This window comes from Sphingobium rhizovicinum, from assembly GCF_042647625.1.
Taxonomy (GTDB): Bacteria; Pseudomonadota; Alphaproteobacteria; order Sphingomonadales; family Sphingomonadaceae; genus Sphingobium; species Sphingobium rhizovicinum.
In genome coordinates this window covers 982,875-1,000,569 of the sequence record NZ_JBHRVU010000005.1, presented here as the reverse complement: position 1 = coordinate 1,000,569, position 17,695 = coordinate 982,875, and the positions used below count along the sequence as shown (strand labels likewise).

15 protein-coding genes are annotated in these 17,695 nt (G+C 61.8%); 3 read left to right on the top strand and 12 right to left on the bottom strand.

Features of this window, described 5'->3' with window-relative positions; translation table 11 throughout:
* Positions 1 to 73 precede the first annotated feature (73 nt).
* Positions 74 to 4,072, top strand: coding sequence for an nSTAND3 domain-containing NTPase (locus tag ACFOKF_RS23300; RefSeq protein WP_380798978.1), 3,999 nt, complete (start codon positions 74 to 76; stop codon positions 4,070 to 4,072).
* Between the two features lie 212 nt (positions 4,073 to 4,284).
* On the opposite strand, the gene ACFOKF_RS23295 is transcribed toward ACFOKF_RS23300, so the two are convergent.
* The 7 genes from ACFOKF_RS23295 to ACFOKF_RS23265 form a co-directional block, all read right to left on the bottom strand.
* The gene (locus tag ACFOKF_RS23295) at positions 4,285 to 5,142 is read right to left on the bottom strand and encodes an alpha/beta hydrolase (RefSeq protein WP_380798977.1); all 858 of its coding nucleotides are present in this window, start codon (positions 5,140 to 5,142) and stop codon (positions 4,285 to 4,287) included.
* 69 nt (positions 5,143 to 5,211) lie between these two features.
* A complete protein-coding gene (gene msrA / locus ACFOKF_RS23290) occupies positions 5,212 to 5,919 on the bottom strand; it encodes a peptide-methionine (S)-S-oxide reductase MsrA (RefSeq protein WP_380798976.1) in 708 nt (235 codons plus the stop codon).
* A 16-nt stretch (positions 5,920 to 5,935) separates the two neighbouring features.
* Complete coding sequence (locus tag ACFOKF_RS23285; protein WP_380798975.1) at positions 5,936 to 6,685, bottom strand: HvfC/BufC family peptide modification chaperone; 750 nt, start codon at positions 6,683 to 6,685, stop codon at positions 5,936 to 5,938.
* The gene (gene bufB / locus ACFOKF_RS23280) at positions 6,682 to 7,512 is read right to left on the bottom strand and encodes an MNIO family bufferin maturase (RefSeq protein ID WP_380798974.1); all 831 of its coding nucleotides are present in this window, start codon (positions 7,510 to 7,512) and stop codon (positions 6,682 to 6,684) included. Before bufB ends, ACFOKF_RS23285 begins: the two co-directional genes overlap by 4 nt.
* A gap of 62 nt (positions 7,513 to 7,574) precedes the next feature.
* Positions 7,575 to 7,850 carry a BufA2 family periplasmic bufferin-type metallophore gene (bufA2, locus tag ACFOKF_RS23275; RefSeq protein WP_380798973.1) on the bottom strand — a complete coding sequence of 92 codons (276 nt, stop codon included), beginning with the start codon at positions 7,848 to 7,850 and terminating at the stop codon, positions 7,575 to 7,577.
* Between the two features lie 85 nt (positions 7,851 to 7,935).
* A complete protein-coding gene (locus ACFOKF_RS23270; protein WP_380798972.1) occupies positions 7,936 to 8,577 on the bottom strand; it encodes a DUF1109 domain-containing protein in 642 nt (213 codons plus the stop codon).
* The gene (locus tag ACFOKF_RS23265) at positions 8,574 to 9,113 is read right to left on the bottom strand and encodes a sigma-70 family RNA polymerase sigma factor (protein WP_380798970.1); all 540 of its coding nucleotides are present in this window, start codon (positions 9,111 to 9,113) and stop codon (positions 8,574 to 8,576) included. The genes ACFOKF_RS23270 and ACFOKF_RS23265 overlap by 4 nt, the downstream gene beginning before the upstream one ends.
* A 153-nt stretch (positions 9,114 to 9,266) precedes the next feature.
* On the opposite strand from ACFOKF_RS23265, the gene ACFOKF_RS23260 reads away from it, so the two are divergent.
* Entirely contained in the window at positions 9,267 to 9,533 is a 267-nt protein-coding gene (locus tag ACFOKF_RS23260; RefSeq protein ID WP_380798969.1) for a BufA1 family periplasmic bufferin-type metallophore, read from the top strand.
* A gap of 73 nt (positions 9,534 to 9,606) precedes the next feature.
* The gene (locus ACFOKF_RS23255; protein ID WP_380799344.1) at positions 9,607 to 10,062 is read left to right on the top strand and encodes a DoxX family protein; all 456 of its coding nucleotides are present in this window, start codon (positions 9,607 to 9,609) and stop codon (positions 10,060 to 10,062) included.
* Positions 10,063 to 10,228: 166 nt separating this feature from the next.
* On the opposite strand, the gene ACFOKF_RS23250 is transcribed toward ACFOKF_RS23255, so the two are convergent.
* From ACFOKF_RS23250 to ACFOKF_RS23230, 5 genes are all read right to left on the bottom strand, one after another.
* On the bottom strand, positions 10,229 to 11,587 hold the full coding sequence (locus ACFOKF_RS23250; RefSeq protein WP_380798967.1) for an HlyD family type I secretion periplasmic adaptor subunit: 1,359 nt from the start codon (positions 11,585 to 11,587) through the stop codon (positions 10,229 to 10,231).
* Positions 11,588 to 11,896: 309 nt separating this feature from the next.
* Positions 11,897 to 12,664: an IS21-like element ISSsp5 family helper ATPase IstB gene (gene istB, locus ACFOKF_RS23245; RefSeq protein WP_007011060.1), complete on the bottom strand. Its 768-nt coding sequence runs from the start codon at positions 12,662 to 12,664 to the stop codon at positions 11,897 to 11,899.
* On the bottom strand, positions 12,661 to 14,154 hold the full coding sequence (istA, locus tag ACFOKF_RS23240) for an IS21-like element ISSsp5 family transposase (RefSeq protein WP_011608156.1): 1,494 nt from the start codon (positions 14,152 to 14,154) through the stop codon (positions 12,661 to 12,663). The genes istB and istA overlap by 4 nt, the downstream gene beginning before the upstream one ends.
* A gap of 76 nt (positions 14,155 to 14,230) precedes the next feature.
* Positions 14,231 to 14,908 (bottom strand): GAF domain-containing protein, encoded by a 678-nt coding sequence (locus tag ACFOKF_RS23235; RefSeq protein ID WP_380799343.1) that lies wholly within the window; start codon positions 14,906 to 14,908, stop codon positions 14,231 to 14,233.
* A 150-nt stretch (positions 14,909 to 15,058) separates the two neighbouring features.
* The gene (locus tag ACFOKF_RS23230; RefSeq protein ID WP_380798966.1) at positions 15,059 to 17,629 is read right to left on the bottom strand and encodes an HWE histidine kinase domain-containing protein; all 2,571 of its coding nucleotides are present in this window, start codon (positions 17,627 to 17,629) and stop codon (positions 15,059 to 15,061) included.
* Between the last annotated feature and the right edge of the window lie 66 nt (positions 17,630 to 17,695).

The window sequence follows — 17,695 nt, the reverse complement described above, 5'->3', positions numbered from 1 at the left end:
GCCCGCCATTATCACGCCTTGCGTCGCAAACGATTTTACTCGCATTTGATAGTGAAGAAGCGAGATGACAAGGTTGTCGGGCAAGAAGACCTCACTTACTGGTGCTGCCGCAGCGCAGGCAGGCTATGACTACCAGGTCGACGTGTCGATCCTAGCGGCATTGCGACTTCTCCTGATCACCAAGGCGGCCAGTCGGCTCATCCTAGAACCCGCGAATGAGGAAGATCTCGAAGCGGACCTCGCGCCGGACGTGCCGGGGCGTGTCGAGCCGAGCGCGGTCGTGGCGGGTGGCTACAAGCTCGTCATCCAGGTCAAGCGACGAAGCGGAGAACCTTGGTCGATCGAAGATTTTCGCGCGCTGCTCAAGCATGGCAAGACGCGACGGCCCGCGCTTCACCATCTCGACGATCCGGCAGCGCGCTATCTTCTTGTAACTAGCGCCGATGCGAAAGGCGTCGCCCGAGACCTTCTGGTTAACGACTTTGAAGAGCCCTCCGACAAGAACGCCTTTCCATCGACCCTCAAGTCGACACTGAAGAGCAGCCCTGAAGGCAGGGTAGCGATTTGGGGAAGTCTGACCGAAAAGCAGCTCGCGGCCGACCTGCGCGACTTGATGTCCGACTTGCTGCATGTCCCCAAGGCACGACAAAATGACCTGCTGCTGGATCTCCGCGGAGAAGCAAAGCGGCGCATGCGCGCCTCGATCCCCGGCATCTGGACGCGCCAAGACTTGCTTGGCACCGTGAGAAAATATGGTGGTTTTCTCGCGAGTTCCGCCAGCCTTGAACTCTTCGTGCCGCCGTCCAATTTCGATCAGATGGCCAAGCTGCTCGAACAGCGCAGCGCGATCGTCATCCGCGGCCCATCGGGTACGGGCAAGACGCAGGCAGCCCTCAAGCTGTGTGAGTTCGCCCGGGACCGTGACGGAACATTGGAGATCGTGACGGTTGGACCCGACGACAGCCCGGCCAGCACGCGCAAGCTGGTCGATACCGGCCCCACCTTATACTATGTCGAGGACCCTTGGGGTCAGTATAGCCTGCGCGGCGGGTCCGAGGCCTGGACCACGCAACTGCCGCGCCTTCTGGAAAAGGCAAGGCCAGATCACCAATATGTGATCACATCACGCGACGACATGATGCGAAGCGCCGACGTGGGAACCGGGCTTAACCATTGGTCGATCGAGCTCGATGGCGATCAATATAGCGATGGTCCGCTCATCGCGATCCACGACAATCGCATGGACCAGTTGCCGGCCGACCTTCAGGCGAAGGCTTTCGCCTTTCGCACAGATGCGCTGCAGGCGTTCGAGACGCCGCTCGAGATCGATCTCTATTTCAAGGAATTGCAAGAAGGCCCTGCGGAAGGCGAAGCCGACCACGCCTTCTTCCGACGGCTTCGGGAGGCTGCGCACCGGGAAGCGGTGCAGAATGAAATCGGAAAATATCTCTCAAAGATCGACAGCGCGGGGCTACCCGCCATCGTCTGGGCACTGCTGGCGGCCCGATCGCAATTCGACCGCGCGCACCTGACCGCGCTTCAACGCGCGCTCCGCAGGATCGCGCCAGCTCTCGGCGATGAAGTCGACAAGGTCGTTGATCGTCTGGTGGCTACCCGTCATTTGCGCCAGCCTGCGCGAACCGTGGCATTTGCCCATCCAAGCGTCAAAGAGGGATTCGAGGCGTTCCTGCAGGCGAATTGGCCGCGCAGCGAGGGCGCGCTCGAACTGCTCATCGAGGCGCTCACAAAACTCGGCGGCAGCTACAGCGAGTGGGGGCTGGAAACCGCGGCGAGAGCGTTCCAGGTGACCAAGGCGTTCAGCAAGCGGATTGAGGGCATCGACCCACCCTTTGACATTGATCCGGACGCTCAGGCAGCGATCGATGCATGGCTGGACGATGGCTTGGTCGACGAAAAATCCGATTTCTCGCCTCTGCTCGAATTGTCGACCGATGTGGGATCCAGCGGATCGGTGCCGAGCGAAGTGGCGCGCTGGCTTCTCCTGGGCGTGCAGCGAGGCGCCTCAGTCTTCCTCAAGAAGTGGAAACCACCGACCTATTCTGACGAATGGTATGACCGTATCGCGGCGGATCCAGTGACAGCCAAGGTCGCAGGGCGCTTCGTGCGCGACGCCCTGCCATGGGAGCGAGGCAGCTTTGGTCGCGGCTTTCCTGACAAACTGGATCGCATCGCGCCCAACCTTGCTCCAGCCTATTGCGAGGCCGCCAGGAAAATGGTCGGCAATGGTTTCGAATCCAACGCCGACACCGTGGCAGTCGGGGCCGTTCGCGACCTCGCCGCCTTTGCGCCGATAGTCGAAGCCGCTCTCGATGATCTCACAAGCATCCGACGCTATTTCGCGCAGGAAGGCGCCGAGGAATGGCGCGCGATCCAGGATGGCGAGCGCGATCATGCCGTCGAGGAAGGCCACCAGTCGAATCATGAGGGTGACGGTTACACCTCGGGCGTCTTCGTCGACGCCTATATCGCCCAGCTGCGCCGCGAGGGGCGCTGGCGGAACGTCGCCGCCCACCCCCGCGTGGACGAGCTGCTCTATGCTTGGGCGCGCGATATCGCGACATCTGCCGAGCGCCCCGAGATCGTCGAACTTCGCGAGCTGATGAGGCTCAGTCAGGACAAGCCATCCGAGCATCAGGCATGGTGGGCCGCGCGAGAGAATTGGTACCCTGAACTTGCAGCCGATCTACGCGCACGCCTAATGGCCGACCCAGCTGAAGGCCAGCTGCGGTCGGAACTGGTCAGGACCGCCGTCCTACGTGCGCCTGACATGCTCATTGAGGTGATCAACGCTCTCAGTCAAAGGCCGGCCGCGCAGCTGCGACTGGTCGTCGACGTGTGGGAAGCTCGGGGCCGGCTCGGCGCGAGGGGGCGATCCGCCAAGCTCAAGCAGATTTCCGATAGGATCTCGCCGGACCTTGGCGAGATCGCTGATGCACTCGGGTTCAGGAAGCGCCCCGCGAAGGGCGTAGGCGCCACCGCGCTCGCCTATATTCTCAGCACGATCGGGAGCCTGTCCGCCTCCACGCTGACATCGCTCGTCCCGATCATTGTTGCGAGCGGCGGCGATGCCGCAGAGGCTGTAAAGCGATGGCTGATCGTCGCGGACGACAATGATGATGCGCGCGCGGCGGCTGAGGCAGCCGTAGGGCTTGGCAGTGAGCCTCTCATGGACCTGGCTTTGCATCACAAGCGCGCGGATGCCCGTCGCGTCGCGCTCATAGCGCTCGCAAAGGCACACGACACGCCGTTGCCGGACGCGGTCCTCAGACTAGCAAACGATCCTGGCAGCCGGGTCCGCCGCGCTTTGGTCGCGATCCTCAAGAACCGGCCGCATCCCGATCACCTCGCCGCGTTGCGCCCGCTCATTCACGACACTTGGTCGGACAACGACGCCTATCATCATGAGCCCGAGTCACATCCGATTGCCTGCGAAGCGATAGAGGCGCTTGCCCATTATGAAGATCTCCCGGCCGATCTGGGACCGGAGCTTCTGGATCTTGCGGACCGCACGCCCGATCGTGAGGTGAGCCAGTACGCCCTCATTGTGGCGGCCCATGCGTTCGGTGCGGATATCCGTACGAAGATATGGGAAATGGTGTTGATGCCAGTATCCCGCTGGATCCGGCTCGATGCACTCGATGCGTTGGCAGAGGCCGAGTTTGTCGAGCCGGAAATCGTGGTGCAGGTGACGGCGTCCTTACTGCTCAAGCTCCCGGCTGTCCTCGCCGTGTCGGCCACCGTCCTGCTCTGCAATCATGCCGCGCCGATGGAGGTGCTGAGCGTCTTCGAGCGCGTCGCCAGCTCGAACAACCGCCGCGCTCTGCTGCTGATCGGTGCAGCAACGCTCGCGCCGAATCATCCCGTGGAAGCTGATCAGATCCTCGATCTGTTGGAACCCGGTCATCCAGCGCGCGACTTGCTGTCGGCAGCAGCTCCCCTCCCAACGTCCGTGCTGGACGATCTCGGCACGGTTCGCCTGCGCCGGGCGGTACGCGAGCGGCTGGGAGATCGATTGATCGATCCGCCGGTAGTTGAAACTGCCACCACTTAGTACTGCGCCGTTGTCTGCCGGACGACGCCGTTCGCGCCGCCGGGGCTAACGGACAAGGGAAGTTCGGCTTTTTATTTAATCAACCGTTCAACTGCAAGTTGTTGAACGCCTTAATCTGGTCGAAAGGCATCGGAGAAGCGGACCGTCTGCAGCTAGGGATCGAAAATTTGGCTCTGAGCGACCGACATGGGTCGTTTTGCACTAGCAGGACGTCAATCAGTGTCTGCCACTGCCCTCATAAAGCGCGCGCTGTCTTCCAGCACTGATGCGCGAAAACGCAATGGCCGGGCGAAAGCGGTCACCATCCCGACATGACCAATGCCGGCATAGCGCTTGATTTCCACAGGCACGTTCACGGACCGCAGCCTGTCAGCCAGCGCTTCGCTATTATGTGCCCGAACGGTTTCATCCTTGTCGCCGATCAGCAGCAATGTTGGGGGATCGTCCGCGCCTGCCCATGTCACCGGCTGGGTTTCAGCCGCTTCAGGCCATTGCCCGAAGGCAGCTTTGCTGGCTGGCACGTCGAACGGGGCGAAATCATAGGGGCCTGCGATTCCGACCAAACCTCTGATCGCTCGACGCGACTGTCCGAGCCAGCGCCCATCCACTGCGAGCATCGCTGCGATATAGGCGCCCGCCGAATGACCGCTTAAGACGATCCTGTCGGTCGACCCGCGATAATTCCCGCCATGGGCGATCACCCATCGCACGACGTCGGCCCCATCGGTCACGAAATCGGGATAGACATTCTCAGGCCCGATCCGATAATCGGGGATGACAACCAGGAAGCCCTGCGCGGCGAGCGCCCGCCCGACAAAGCTGTAGCCGGTTCGTGTGCCGCTGGCCCAGGACCCGCCATAAAAGAAGATGATGATCGGCAGTCTTGCGCCGGCTTTGCGATTGCGTGGGGCGTAGATATCGAGCTTTCGCCGTGGCCCGCCTCTATAGGCGATGCCGCTTGCGATCCTGATGCCGCCGCTATCTTTGGGGACGAGGAAATCGAAGCTCTGGAGCGGAGTACGGACTGCAGCGAGCAGGCCCATCAACAGGCAAATGCCAATTCCTGTCATCAATCCGCGCTTACCCATGCTTGTCCCTAACACGGGATGCGGACATCCCCACCCCGCATATTCGTGCTTCTATCCCTTCACCAGCACTGGCTTGGCGCGGTACAATGTCGGGAAATTTGCTTTAAGCGCCGTGACCTTGGGCAGGTCGTTGGCGCGGATGTAGAAAGCGCCAGGATTGCGCGCAAGATAATCCTGATGATAGGCCTCGGCGGGATAGAAGCCTTTATAGGGCTCGACCCGCGTGACGATCGGCCGTTTCCATGCGCCGGATTTGCCCAGTTGCGCGATATAGCTTTGTGCCAACGCTTTCTGGCTGGATGAGAGAGGAAAGATCGCGGTTCGATATTGGGTGCCGTGGTCTGGCCCCTGATAGTTGAGCGTCGTGGGATCGGCGACGACCGAGAAATAGATGCGCAGCAGCGCGCCATAGCTGATCTGCGTGGGATCATAGTTGATCCGGACCGCTTCGGCATGGCCGGTGTTGCCCGATCCCACACGTTCATAACGGGCGTTCTCGCGACTGCCGCCGGAATAGCCGGATACCGCGCTGCGGACGCCTTTCACATGCTGGAACACGCCCTGCACGCCCCAGAAACAGCCGCCAGCAAAGATGGCGGTGTCGCTCTTCGCGGGATTGGGCGTATCCAAGGAAGGTGCCGGGATGCCGACCGCCGCCGGTGTCGCGGCGGTCGCCAGATCGGACCAGTTCCACAGGGCCGTGCCCGCGATCGTCAGTGCGGCGGCAGCGATGCCGATGGTCAGTTTGCGATAAGACATGCCATGTAGCTCCTTGTCATGCTGACGTTCCGACGATCAGGCCGTCACTGATCCACTGGCCCAGCAAGGCGGCGGCGCGAGCGATACCCTCGGTCTCGCCAAACGCATCGATCATCGACCCGCAAAGTGCGCCGAATGCCGCGCCGCCCATGCAGAGCGCTATCGCCCGTTCTTCCACCGCATCGACCGTCCGGAAGCAGGGGGTGAAATCCTGTCGCCAGACCAGCAGCGCGCCGGGCTCAGGCAAAGCAACAGCGTGGGGTGGCATCTCGCCTTTTGACAGCGCGGACCAGATGGCAGCGGCGTTGCTGGTCGCCGGAAGGATGGCGAGGCCCGGCGTGAAGTGAAGTGCGGCGCGGTCCCAATCGACACTAGCAAGCGCCTCCGGCGTCATCGCAATCGCATCGGCCGCAGTGAAGGCGCGGGAAAGCGCCCATTCCAGCGCAGCCAGTTCGGCGACCTCCGGATCGTCAGGATAGATCGCATCCAGGGTATCGACAAAATCGACAGGATAGGCGTCGAGCGTCCAGGCACTGGGCGGAGCAGCGTCGACATGGGTGGCAGCAGCAACGAGAAATGCCTCGTCACCCAACCATGCATGCGTCTGTTCACAGGTTTCGGCGAGGCATGCCATAAGCTGCGCGCGATAATTATTCTGATAGACCGACAGGCCGGGGCCGGCCGCTGGGCCGATCCGGGCCGCAGCTTCCGGCGATGCGTCGATCAGCCAGATGCGGAAATCGCTCTGAAGCGCGGCAAGGCTCATGCCGCCTTCCGATCGACCGATACGCCGATGGCGCGCGCGGCAGCAAGTTCGTCCAGCAGGTCGCCAAGCGGTGGGATAGCGTCGTCCCGCTCGATCATCGTCGCGACGGGACCGACACGCGCAATGGCCTGTTCGTAAAGCGCCCATACCGGTGGAGGGACAGGCTGGTCATGCGTATCGATCAGCATGTCAGCGCCCTGGCTGTGCCCGGCCAGATGAATCTGGCGCACGCGATCAAAGGGGATGCCGTCCAGGTAGGCAATGGCATCGAATCCGTGATTGGTTGCGCTGACGAAGATATTGTTGACGTCGAGCAGCAGGTGGCAGCCAGTGCGGGCGCACATCGCGTCGATGAACTGCCATTCGGTCATGGTTGATCCGTCGAAGGCGACATAGCTGGACGGGTTTTCGATGAGCATCGTCCGGCCCAGGACATCCTGCGCCATGGCGATGTTGGCGCATACGATGTCCAGAGCTTCCTGCGTGTAAGGAAGCGGCAGCAGGTCGTGGGAATTGAAGCCCTTAAAGCGGGACCAGCTCAGATGATCGGAAACGAACAGCGGCTCGATCTCGTCGACCAGCGCTTTCAGCCGATCGAGATAGGCGCGGTCGAGACCGTCCGCCGACCCGATCGACATGGACACGCCATGCAGTGCGACCGGATGGCGCTCGCGCACGCGGCGCACTATGTCGCGCGGCCGCCCGCCGGGAACCATGAAGTTCTCCGAGATGACCTCGACAAAATCCACCGCGACATGGGTTTCCAAAAAATCGCGATAATGATCCTTGCGCAAGCCAAGGCCGTAGCCGGAAAAAGATGCGATCAAGGCGACACTCCCGTGCGAAAGGATGTGCCCGGCCAAGGCGCACCATGACCGGGCAGGGAGACTTAGTTGGCCTTCGGCTCGGTCGTCGTGCCGCCAGCAGCGGTGCATGCCTTGGCCGACATTTCCTTGAAGCCATGGCCCTTGCACACATTCATGCCCTTGCAGTCATTCTGCGCGGTCTTGCAGTCCGACGTGCCCTTGCAGCTGTTGACGCCATAGCAATGGACGGTTTCAGCCTTTTCGCCCTTTGCATTGGCGGGAACGGAAGTGGCGGCAGCGCTGAGGGCAAGCAGGGCAGCGGTGGCGGCGAAGCTGATGCCGGTCTTGGTGGGGGTCATGGGATGCTCTCCAATAATATGTGCCTCATTGGCTTTGGAGATACGGAGCAAAAGAGCGGACGGTTACATGTCGCTCATATTATTTTTACCAGCGCAGCAGGCGCGGTCCCAGCAGGGCGCCGATCCCCGCCGCCAGAGCGATGCCGAGCGTATACCATGTGAGCACGAAGATGGCCGAAACCTCCGGGCAATGCAGGCAATAGAGTGTCGCCGCGCATGAGCCTGCCGCAAGGCCCGCCGTTGCCCCCGCCGCCCGCAGCCGGGTCGGAGCGAGCCGGCGGAACGACCAGAGCAGGCCGATGAAGATCGGCGCTGAGAGAGACAGCACCAGCCAGGGACAGATCTTCCAGCTATGGCCGAGCCACATCGCCAGCCAGTCGCGCGGCGGGGCATGGGCCAGTTCCAGCCCGCCGATCGCCGCCACCAGTCCAACCGGTATCGCCATCAGCCACAGCCAGCGCAGGTCCGTTCCGTTCGGCCGCGCCAGTCGCGCCACCATGAACAGCGCGCAAAGGCTGAGCGAGAGCGTGTAGGTCCATTTCATCCAGAAGGAATAGCCGCGCATCGCGAGGCCGAGATCGGGGCGGACGCCAAGGCCCATGATGATCAGCATTACCGTGACGACCGCGCCTGCCCCGATACCAAGCGCGATCCGGCGACCGACCGCGAAACGGCGCACGGGCCGCAGGTTGGACGACAGAGTTTCGATCAGGGAGCCGGTGCTCATCGCCTTTCCCCTGTTATGCGGGCGGCCAGCGCCTTCAGGCCGCGATGGATGGAAACCTTCACGTCGGACTCGCCGATCCCGGCGCGATCTGCCGCCTCCGATACGGACAGGCCGTCGATCTTCGTTGCGCGGATCATATCGGCCTGTTTGGCTGGCAGGCCGCCCAGCAGGCGATCCATATCCATGCGCGCATTGCTTGAGACCTCGAACCCTTCGGTGGCCAATATTTCTTCCAGTCCCTCGACTGTGCAGGTCTGCCGTCGGGTACGGAAATGGTCGATCATCTTGTAGCGCGCGATCGCGAACAGCCAGGCGGTGAACGGACGATCCAGATCATAGGTGGCGCGGCGTGTATGTACGGCTATCAGCGTTTCCTGCACAAGATCCTCGATATCGTCCGCGCCGTCGCGCATCCGGCGGCGGTAGAAGGCCTGGAGCAGCGGCACGAGCGCACGCAACAGCGCGGCATGGACCACGGCGTCGCCGTTCAGGCCGCCGATCATCATCGTCCGCAACTGATCTTCGCTTGCCCGCATCAATGCTCCTGACCCCCGTTCGGGGAGGACGCTGCAAAGGTTACAGGAGACATAGAATAAATTTCGACGCTTCGCACTGTAACCCGGTGGAGGTTGCAGCCGAATGCTCCTGCGTCACCGGCCCGATGTCCGGACCGGTTCAGGAGACCCGACATGAACAAGACTCACGCCACCATCGCCGCCGCTCTCGCCCTCTCGATCGCGGCAAGCGCCTCAGCCGCGCCCGCTGCCAAGCCAATGGAGAAATGCTATGGCGTATCGCTCGCGGGGAAGAATGACTGCAAGGCGGGCGCCGGCACCAGCTGTGCGGGCACGTCGAAAATCGACTATCAGGGCAATGCCTGGAAGCTGGTGAAGGCTGGCACCTGCGTCAAGACGAAGACGCCCAAGGGCTTGGGCTCACTCACGGCCAAGGCCTGACCCGCTCCCCAAGGCCCGCCCGCATCCCCTTTAGGATGCGGGCTTCCCATTCCCGTCTGTGGAGCATATCGCCATGTCGCTGATTGTGACTTCTTATGATCGCGCGACCGCGATCCTCGCCCGGTTGCTGCCCGATGCGCTGCTGCTGCTGATCGCGCGCATAGGCATAGCCGCCATCTTCTTCCTGTCCGGCCGAACCAAAGTGGACGGGTTGCTCACGATCACGCCCGCTACTTATGAACTGTTCCGCACCGAATATGCGCTGCCGCTAGTTTCGCCAGAAGTTGCCGCACATGCCGCGACTTATTCAGAGCATCTCTTTCCCATCCTGCTGATGTTGGGTCTCCTTACCCGGCCCGCTGCGGCGGCCCTGCTCGGTATGACAGCCGTCATCGAAATATTCGTCTATCCCGATGCCTGGCCAACGCACCTGAGCTGGGCGGCGATCCTGCTTCCGCTTATCGCGAGCGGTGCCGGGCGATGGTCGATCGATGCCCTGATCCGGACGGGGCTACGGCTGAAGGGATGAAGAGAAGCCGGATGAAGCTGGCTCCTTCGGCTCCGTTCACGGCATCGTCCCAGTGTCGTTTTCCCCCTATCGGCTTATGAGCCGCAGATTGAATACGGCAGACGGGCGCAGCGAGGAGCAAACAAGGCAACCACTATTTTGCGCCTCGCCACTGCCGGGCAATCCGTCACTCTTCCCTGAATCCAGTCCGCATCGTGTCGATCAGCGGCGAGAAGAGATAGTCGAACACCGTCCGATCGCGCGTGATGACCTGCACCGATACAGGCAGCCCCGGTTGCAGCCGGATGCCCGCCTGCGCCAGCGCTTTCGGATTGTCGATCCTGATCTGCGCGCGATAATGGCCTTCGCCACGCTCGCCATCCTTAACCTGCGCCGGGGAGAGGGTTAGTACCTTGCCGGCAAAGCTGGTCTGGCCGCTGGGCTTTATGCTCGTGAAGTTCAGTTTTACCGGGGCGCCTATCTGGACATCATCGATATCGGTTGGCTTGATCCGCGTCTCCACGATCAGAGAGCGAGAGGACGGCACGACTTCCATGACCGTCTGGCCGGGCGAGAGAACCGAGCCGGGACCAAGGCGGGCCAGACCCGATATGCGGCCATCGACAGGGCTGCGCAGCAAATCGCGCTGCGCATCATATTGCTTGATCCTGAGCGCCGGATCGACTTGGGCGAGTTGTTCTTCCACCTCGCCCAATTGCGTCGCGACCTGCATCGCCTGTTCGTCCGATACCCTTCGTGCCTGAAGGCCTGTGCGTTCGACATCACCCGCGCCGCTTTGGGTATCGGCTTCCAACTGGGCGACCGAGCGTTGCAGCGCCCGAAGCTGCGATTTGCGGGCGAAGCCCTTGTCATAAAGGGTCTGCACGCTGGCCAGCTCATCTCGGATAAGGGTCAACTGGCGGGCCGATGCGATCCGTTGGGCCTGCGCTGTGGCCAGTTGGGTATCGGCAATGCGACGATCGGCTTCCATGACCGAACGATGGCGCACGAAAATGGCCTGTTGCGCCTGCATGGAGGCTGTGACCGCCGGATCGGACATGCGCGCCATCAGCTCTGGCGGAAAGGCGATGGCATCGGCGCCGTCCCGCTCAGCGATCAATCGTGCCTGCTGGGCGCGCAGGGCATCGCGTCTGGCCTGCGCTTGTTGCGCTTCGGCTGCGGAGCGCACACCGTTCAGCCGAACCAGCGGTTGACCAGCCTTCACCATCTGGCCCTCACGAACCTGATATTGGTTGATGACGCCGCCTCGTTCCGGCTGGATGATGACGGGCGTGCCGCTGGCCGTGACTTCGCCTGCGGATTGCGATGCACCGGAAATCGGCGCCAGCAGCGCGAAGCCGACCAGCAGGCCGAAGAAAAGGATGGCAACGCCAAGCCCTACGCGGATGACGGGACGGGCATCGTCAAGCTGGCCGGGCAGGGGATCGTGGCGCGGGACAATTGTGGGGCGATGGGGTGGCTTACCTGCGCCTTTGCCACCATCGCCGTTGCCTGCGGTCGCGCCTGTCAGGAAATCGAGCTTCATGATCGTCAGGCCTTTACTGGTTCGCGGGCGATGGATTCGATGAGATCGGTCTTGACCTTGCGGAAGATGCGGGCACGCGGACCGTCCAGTTGCAGGCTGCCCTTGTTGAGGACGACCACCCGGTCGACGTGGGCGACCGGGTTCAGTCGGTGTGCGATCAGGATGATTGTCGATCCTTCGGCCTTGTGTCAACGGCGGAGCAAAAGTCGGCCATGCGGCGGCGTAAAACCAGGCCACGGTGTTACATGCCGGGGGGAGTGGCGTGAGGGCGTAGCCCGAAGGCCACTCCCCCCGGCATTGGCTTGATTTTCAGGGTCTGGTTTTGGCCTTTCGGGCCCGGCTGTGAGCGAGGCGATAGCTTTCGCCGTTCATCTCGAGGATGCTGACGTGATGGGTCAGACGATCGAGGAGCGCGCCTGTGAGGCGCTCGGATCCGAAGGTTTCGGTCCATTCGTCGAAGGGCAGGTTGCTGGTGATCAAGGTGGAGCCGCGCTCATAGCGCTGGGAGATCAGCTCGAACAACAGTTCGGCACCGGTCTTGGAGAGCGGTACGAAGCCCAGTTCGTCAATGATGAGCAGCTTGTATCCGGCCATCTGCTTCTGGAAGCGCAGGAGACGCCGCTCGTCGCGCGCCTCCATCATCTCGCTGACCAGCGCCGCCGCAGTGGTGAAGCCCACCGACAGTCCTTTCTGGCATGCTGCCAGTCCGAGCCCCAAAGCTACGTGCGTCTTCCCGGTGCCCGATGGCCCCAGAGCGATGGCGTTCTCACGCCGCTCGATCCACTCGCAGCGCGCCATCTCGAGCACCTGCATCTTGTTGAGCCTGGGGATGACGGCGAAGTCGAAGCTATCGAGGCTTTTGACGGCGGGGAAGCGCGCGGCCTTGATGCGCCGCTCGACCATACGACGCTCCCTGTCGATCATCTCCATCTCGACGAGACGGGCGAGGAAGCGGATATGATCGACGCCTTCAGCGGCACATTGCCGGGCGAGCTTGTGATGCTCTCGCAGGCACGTAGGCAGCTTGAGGGCCTTGAGATGGTGAGCGAGAAGAATCTCCGGTGCCTGATCGCTCATGCGGCCTCCTGCCTGTCGCAGAGCAGGCTCAGATAGGCTCTGGCAACGGTCTTCTCGACCGTGGTGCGAGGCAGGAAGGGATAGATGTCCAGGTCCAGTCTGGGCGGTACGCGTTCGACCCGGCACAGGACGAGGTGCTTGACGGCATCGAAGCCGATGGCGCCAAGGGCGATGGCCTGTTCCACCGCCGCCTGGAGATCGGCGAGGGTGAACGTTTCCAGCAGGCGCAGCACCTGCACATATTCGCGCCTGCCATGTTTGTGCATGCGCCCTTCCATCAACCGCTGCAGCGTCCCGAACGCTTCGGGCAAATCCCAGCCCTGCAAAGGGGCGGCCTGGTCGAATGCGTTGATCTTCTGCTCGACCAGCGGGAGATAGTGGAGCGGGGCGAAGATAACCTCCTCGCGGGCATAGCAACGAGGATGACGGGCGATAACTTCGCTGCGGCATCCGATCACCACTTCATCGACATAGGCCCTGATCCAGACCTCCTGATGGCCCCAGACTACCGGAACCGAATAATCGTTGGTCTTGTAGCGCACCAGAGATTGCGAGGAGACCCGCCCGCTCGTCTGATCGCAGGCCTCGAAGGGTGTAGCGGGCAGAGGCTGCATGGCCGCCAGATCGCGCTGCAAGCGCTCACCGATCGTCTCGCTCTCCCCGCGCACCTTGTCCTGCTGGCGCTTGCGGCATTGCTCCTCCAGCCACAGGTTGAAGGCCTCCCAGGTCGGGAACTTCGGGATCGGCACCATGAAATTGCGGCGGCAGTAACCTACCAGCCCTTCCACATTGCCTTTCTCGTTCCCCTTGCCCGGGCGGGCATAGCGGTCGCGGATCACGTAATGCGACAGGAAAGCGCTGAACAGCGTGGCACGCTTGCGCGTGCCGTCTGGCAGGATTTTCGCCACAAGGCAGCGATCGTTGTCATAGACGATCGAGCGCGGCACCGCGCCGAAGAACGCGAAGGCATGGACATGTCCGTCCACCCAGGCCTCCGCCACCGCCGCCGGATAGGCTCGCACATAGCAGGCATCACTGTGCGGCAGATCGAGCGCGAAGAAGTAGGCTTTTTGCTCCACCCCGCCGATCTCCACCAGAGCTTCCCCGAAATCGGCCTGTGCATCTCCCGCCGGGTGCGCCAGCGGCACGAACATCTCCCGGCTGCGCTGCTCGCGCTCCCGGATGTAATCCTTGATGATCGTATAGCCGCCGGTGAAACCATGCTCGGTGCGCAAACGGTCGAATACCCGCTTCGCCGTATGGCGCTGCTTGCGCGGGACACCGCGATCCCCCTCAAGCCATCCATCGATGATCCCCACAAACCCGTCCAGCTTCGGGCGCTGCGGTGCAGACTGACGCCGGTAACCCGGCGGCGATGAAAACGACAGCATCTTGCGCACCGTATCGCGCGACACATTGAAACGCTTCGCCGCCGCCCGCTGGCTCATGCCATCCGCGCAAGCCAAACGGACCTGAAGATAAAGTTCCACGCTGTAGATCCCCACACCCCCCTGACTTGGCAGAAAGGCTTCAAGGTGGACGACTTTTACGCCGCCCGCAGCAGGACTATCCCGCCGCTAGCGTGGCCGAATATTGCTCCGCCGTTCTCAGACGGACCTGATCCTCCGCCGCAATCAACTCGCGCGAGCGCGCCTCAACGCGGGCTTCCAGCGTTTCATTGAGGTCGCGCAACTGCTCTTCTGCGATCGTGCGTTCCAGCAGATCGGCTGCCTGACGGGCCACAATATCGAGCAGCCGCAAATCCCGTTCTGACGGCTGATGGGGTTTACCCCAATGGGTGGAGATCATGCCAAGCAATTTGCCGTTGCGTGACAGCAGTGGCGTCGTCTGAGCCGAACGAATGCCGGCGGCGCGAAACGCCTCCAGATCGGGCGTGCCGGCAATGGCGTCCCATGTCTCGAAATCGGGAATGATGGCACGCTGACCGAGCTTCAATGCCAGCGTGCAGCTGCTATAGGCCGCAGGACTGACCCACTGCCAGAAGCCGACGGCCTCGGGCGGAAGGCCGCGATGGGCCAGAAGCTGAAGCTGTCCGCCATGACCGGAAGGATCACCGGCGGGACAGAGAAGCTGCATCGTCCCGAACTGCGACCCTGTAATCGTCACCGCAGCCTCGACGATCCTGCCATAAAGCTCGAACCGGTCGTTTTCGCCGATCAGGGCGACGCTGATGCTGTGCAGCAGGTCAATGTCCGATGCGTCACCATCCGATGATGGCGACACAGACTTCAATGGCAACAGATCCGGACCCCGATGCGTGACAGTCATTGATACCCCCAAGGCGCGCTCATGATCTCGCCCAGAACGCTAAATCCTGCTGCACGCCAAAATGTTCCCGCCCGAGGGGGTGATCCCTTAACCTTGTCGCCTCGTTCAGTCGGCTTCCGTGCCAAACAGGTCCTCGATGGCCTTGGCGATATTATGCGTCGTATAGGGTTTCTGGACCACCGTGGCCGAACGATGCTCCATCGGCAGATTGGCCTGCTCCCCATAACCCGATGCGAAGAAGAAGGGGATGCCCAGCTCCGTAAGCCGGTCCGCGATACCAAAGCTGGTCTGATCGCCGAGGTTAATGTCCAGAATGGCGAAATCGACCCTGTCCTGATCCAGCGTATCATGCGCTGCCTCCGGCGTGGAAGCTGTAGCAACAGACGCACCGAAGCGATTGAGAATATCTTCAGCGTCCAGAGCGATGATGAGGCTGTCTTCGACCAGCAATACCGTCTTGTGCCCGGCCAAACCCGGATCGACAGGCTGCTGGCTGGAGACAGGCCTCCGGGAAAGGCGCATTTCAGGACCGCCACGGGATTTGGGCTCAGATACATGCCTTGATGGAATGCAAAATTCGGCGCGAACGCCATCGGGCGCATAGTCGATGCTCGCCTGTCCACCCAGGTCATAGGGGACGGACCGATTGACGATCGTTGTGCCGAAGCCTTTGCGCTTGGGCAGCGATACCGGCGGGCCGCCGACCTCCTGCCAGACCAGCACCAGATCACCCTTATGGTTGCGCGACCAGTTGATGTGCACCTCTCCACTGCCGGACAGGCTTCCATATTTGGTCGAATTGGTGACGAGTTCGTGGATCACCAGCGCCATCGTGGAATAGGCTTGGGGGTTCAGCAATATGGGCGCCCCCGTCGAAATGATGGCGCTCTGGCGCGTCGCGGCAAAGGCGGCGGCTTCCGCATCGATCAGCGCTTCGAGCGGAGCCGGCCCCCAATGATCGTCGGTAATCTGGTTATGCGCGCGTGCCAGTGCGTGAATGCGGCCGTCCACCAGCTTGACGAAATCCTTCACCTCCGCATTGTCCGGCTGGGATTGCCGGATGAGGCCGCGAATTACGCCCAGGATGTTGCGTACCCGATGGTTGAGTTCGGCGATCAGCATTTCCTGTCGCGCGGTCGACTGGCGCCGCTCCGCCGCCGCCTCATCCGCCAATCGCAGAACCACTTCGATCAGCGTTGCCCGTAATGTTTCCGCTACCCGAATTTCCGATGGGGAAAAGGGTTCGGCATGGCCGTCGACCAGTTCCTGCCACTCTGCAAAACTGGCACGCGGTGTAAGGCGCGGTCCGTTGGGACCATATTCGATCGGCTTATGCGGATCGCCAGCCCAGCGCACCGAATGTTTCAGTTCCGACCGGAACAGGACGACATAATCGCGCGGCGAGCGTGAGATCGGAATGGCCAGCAGCCCCGCTGCCATGTCCGCGAAGCCAGAAGCCTTATCGATCAGGCCGCCAATATGGTCGGTCGTATATACGCGGCCAGCGGCAAGGCCGTTTAATGCGCGAATGATCCGCCGGAAATCCTCGGTCGGCGGTGTCGATCCCGAAAAAGCATAATTGCCGTTAATCCATATGCCGACGCCATCGGCAGGGATCGCGCCCGTCAGAATGTCGGCTAGCCAATCGGGGTCATTGAGCAATGTCTCATCCGATGCGACCGCGCCCAGCAACTGATCGGAAATGTCCCGTGCGCGCCGGTCATAATCCGCAATCAGCCGGCGTTCCCGCGATTCCAGCCGCATCGAAAACATCTCGGCAAACAGTTCGCATACCGACCGTCGCTCGAAAGTCGGCGCACGCGGCGAATAATTATGACAGGCAAATAGCCCCCACAGCTCATCGTCAACCACGATGGAAATTGAGAGCGATGCCTGAACGCCCATATTCTTGAGATATTCGATGTGGATCGGCGATACCGATCGCAGGATCGAGAGCGACAGGTCCAGACGCTGTCCAGAAGCGTCGATGGTCGGCACGATCGGGATCGGCTCTGCATCTACGTCACGGATGACCCGAACAAGGTTCCGCTTATAAAGGGCGCGGGCCTGACGGGGAATATCGCTGGCGGGATAGTTGAGGCCGAGGAAGCTGCCGATGCCAGGTTTCGCCGCCTCCGCTACGACCTCACCCGCGCCGCTGGCCGCGAATTTATAGACCATGACCCGGTCATAACCCAGCATGGCGCGGACCTGACGGGCGCCTTCCCGATAAAAGGCTTTCATGTCCTTGGTCCGGTCAAGGCGCGACATCATGGCGCGCACGGAATTGGTGGCGTCGCCGCCACTCGCCACGCCCGGTTCCGCCTCGATCAGGATTTGGCCGGCGGAAAAATGCACGGCCACGTCATAAGGCTGGCCGGACGTGCCGATCTGACAGCCGAACATGCGTTCGACCATATCCGGCTCGGTAAGATAGGAAATCTTATTGCGCAGATCGTGCAGAAAGGCGCCGGGTACATAATCGGCCAAGGGGGTGCCGATCAGATGGTCGGGGTCGAAGCCCAGCAGGTCGCGAATATTCTTCGAAACCCGGGCAATGATCCAGTCCGTGCTTACGGCAATAAGGAAGCCGGGCGACTGGATGGCGCCCAGAAGATGGATCGGCTCGCGATCGCAGTTGGTGAGATCAACTTTGCCGAAATCCTGCACGTTCATCCTGCTATTTTGTCGGCACCGGGCCGGTTTTCCGCCCAAAGGCGCTCCACGCCATAACGCAAGAAG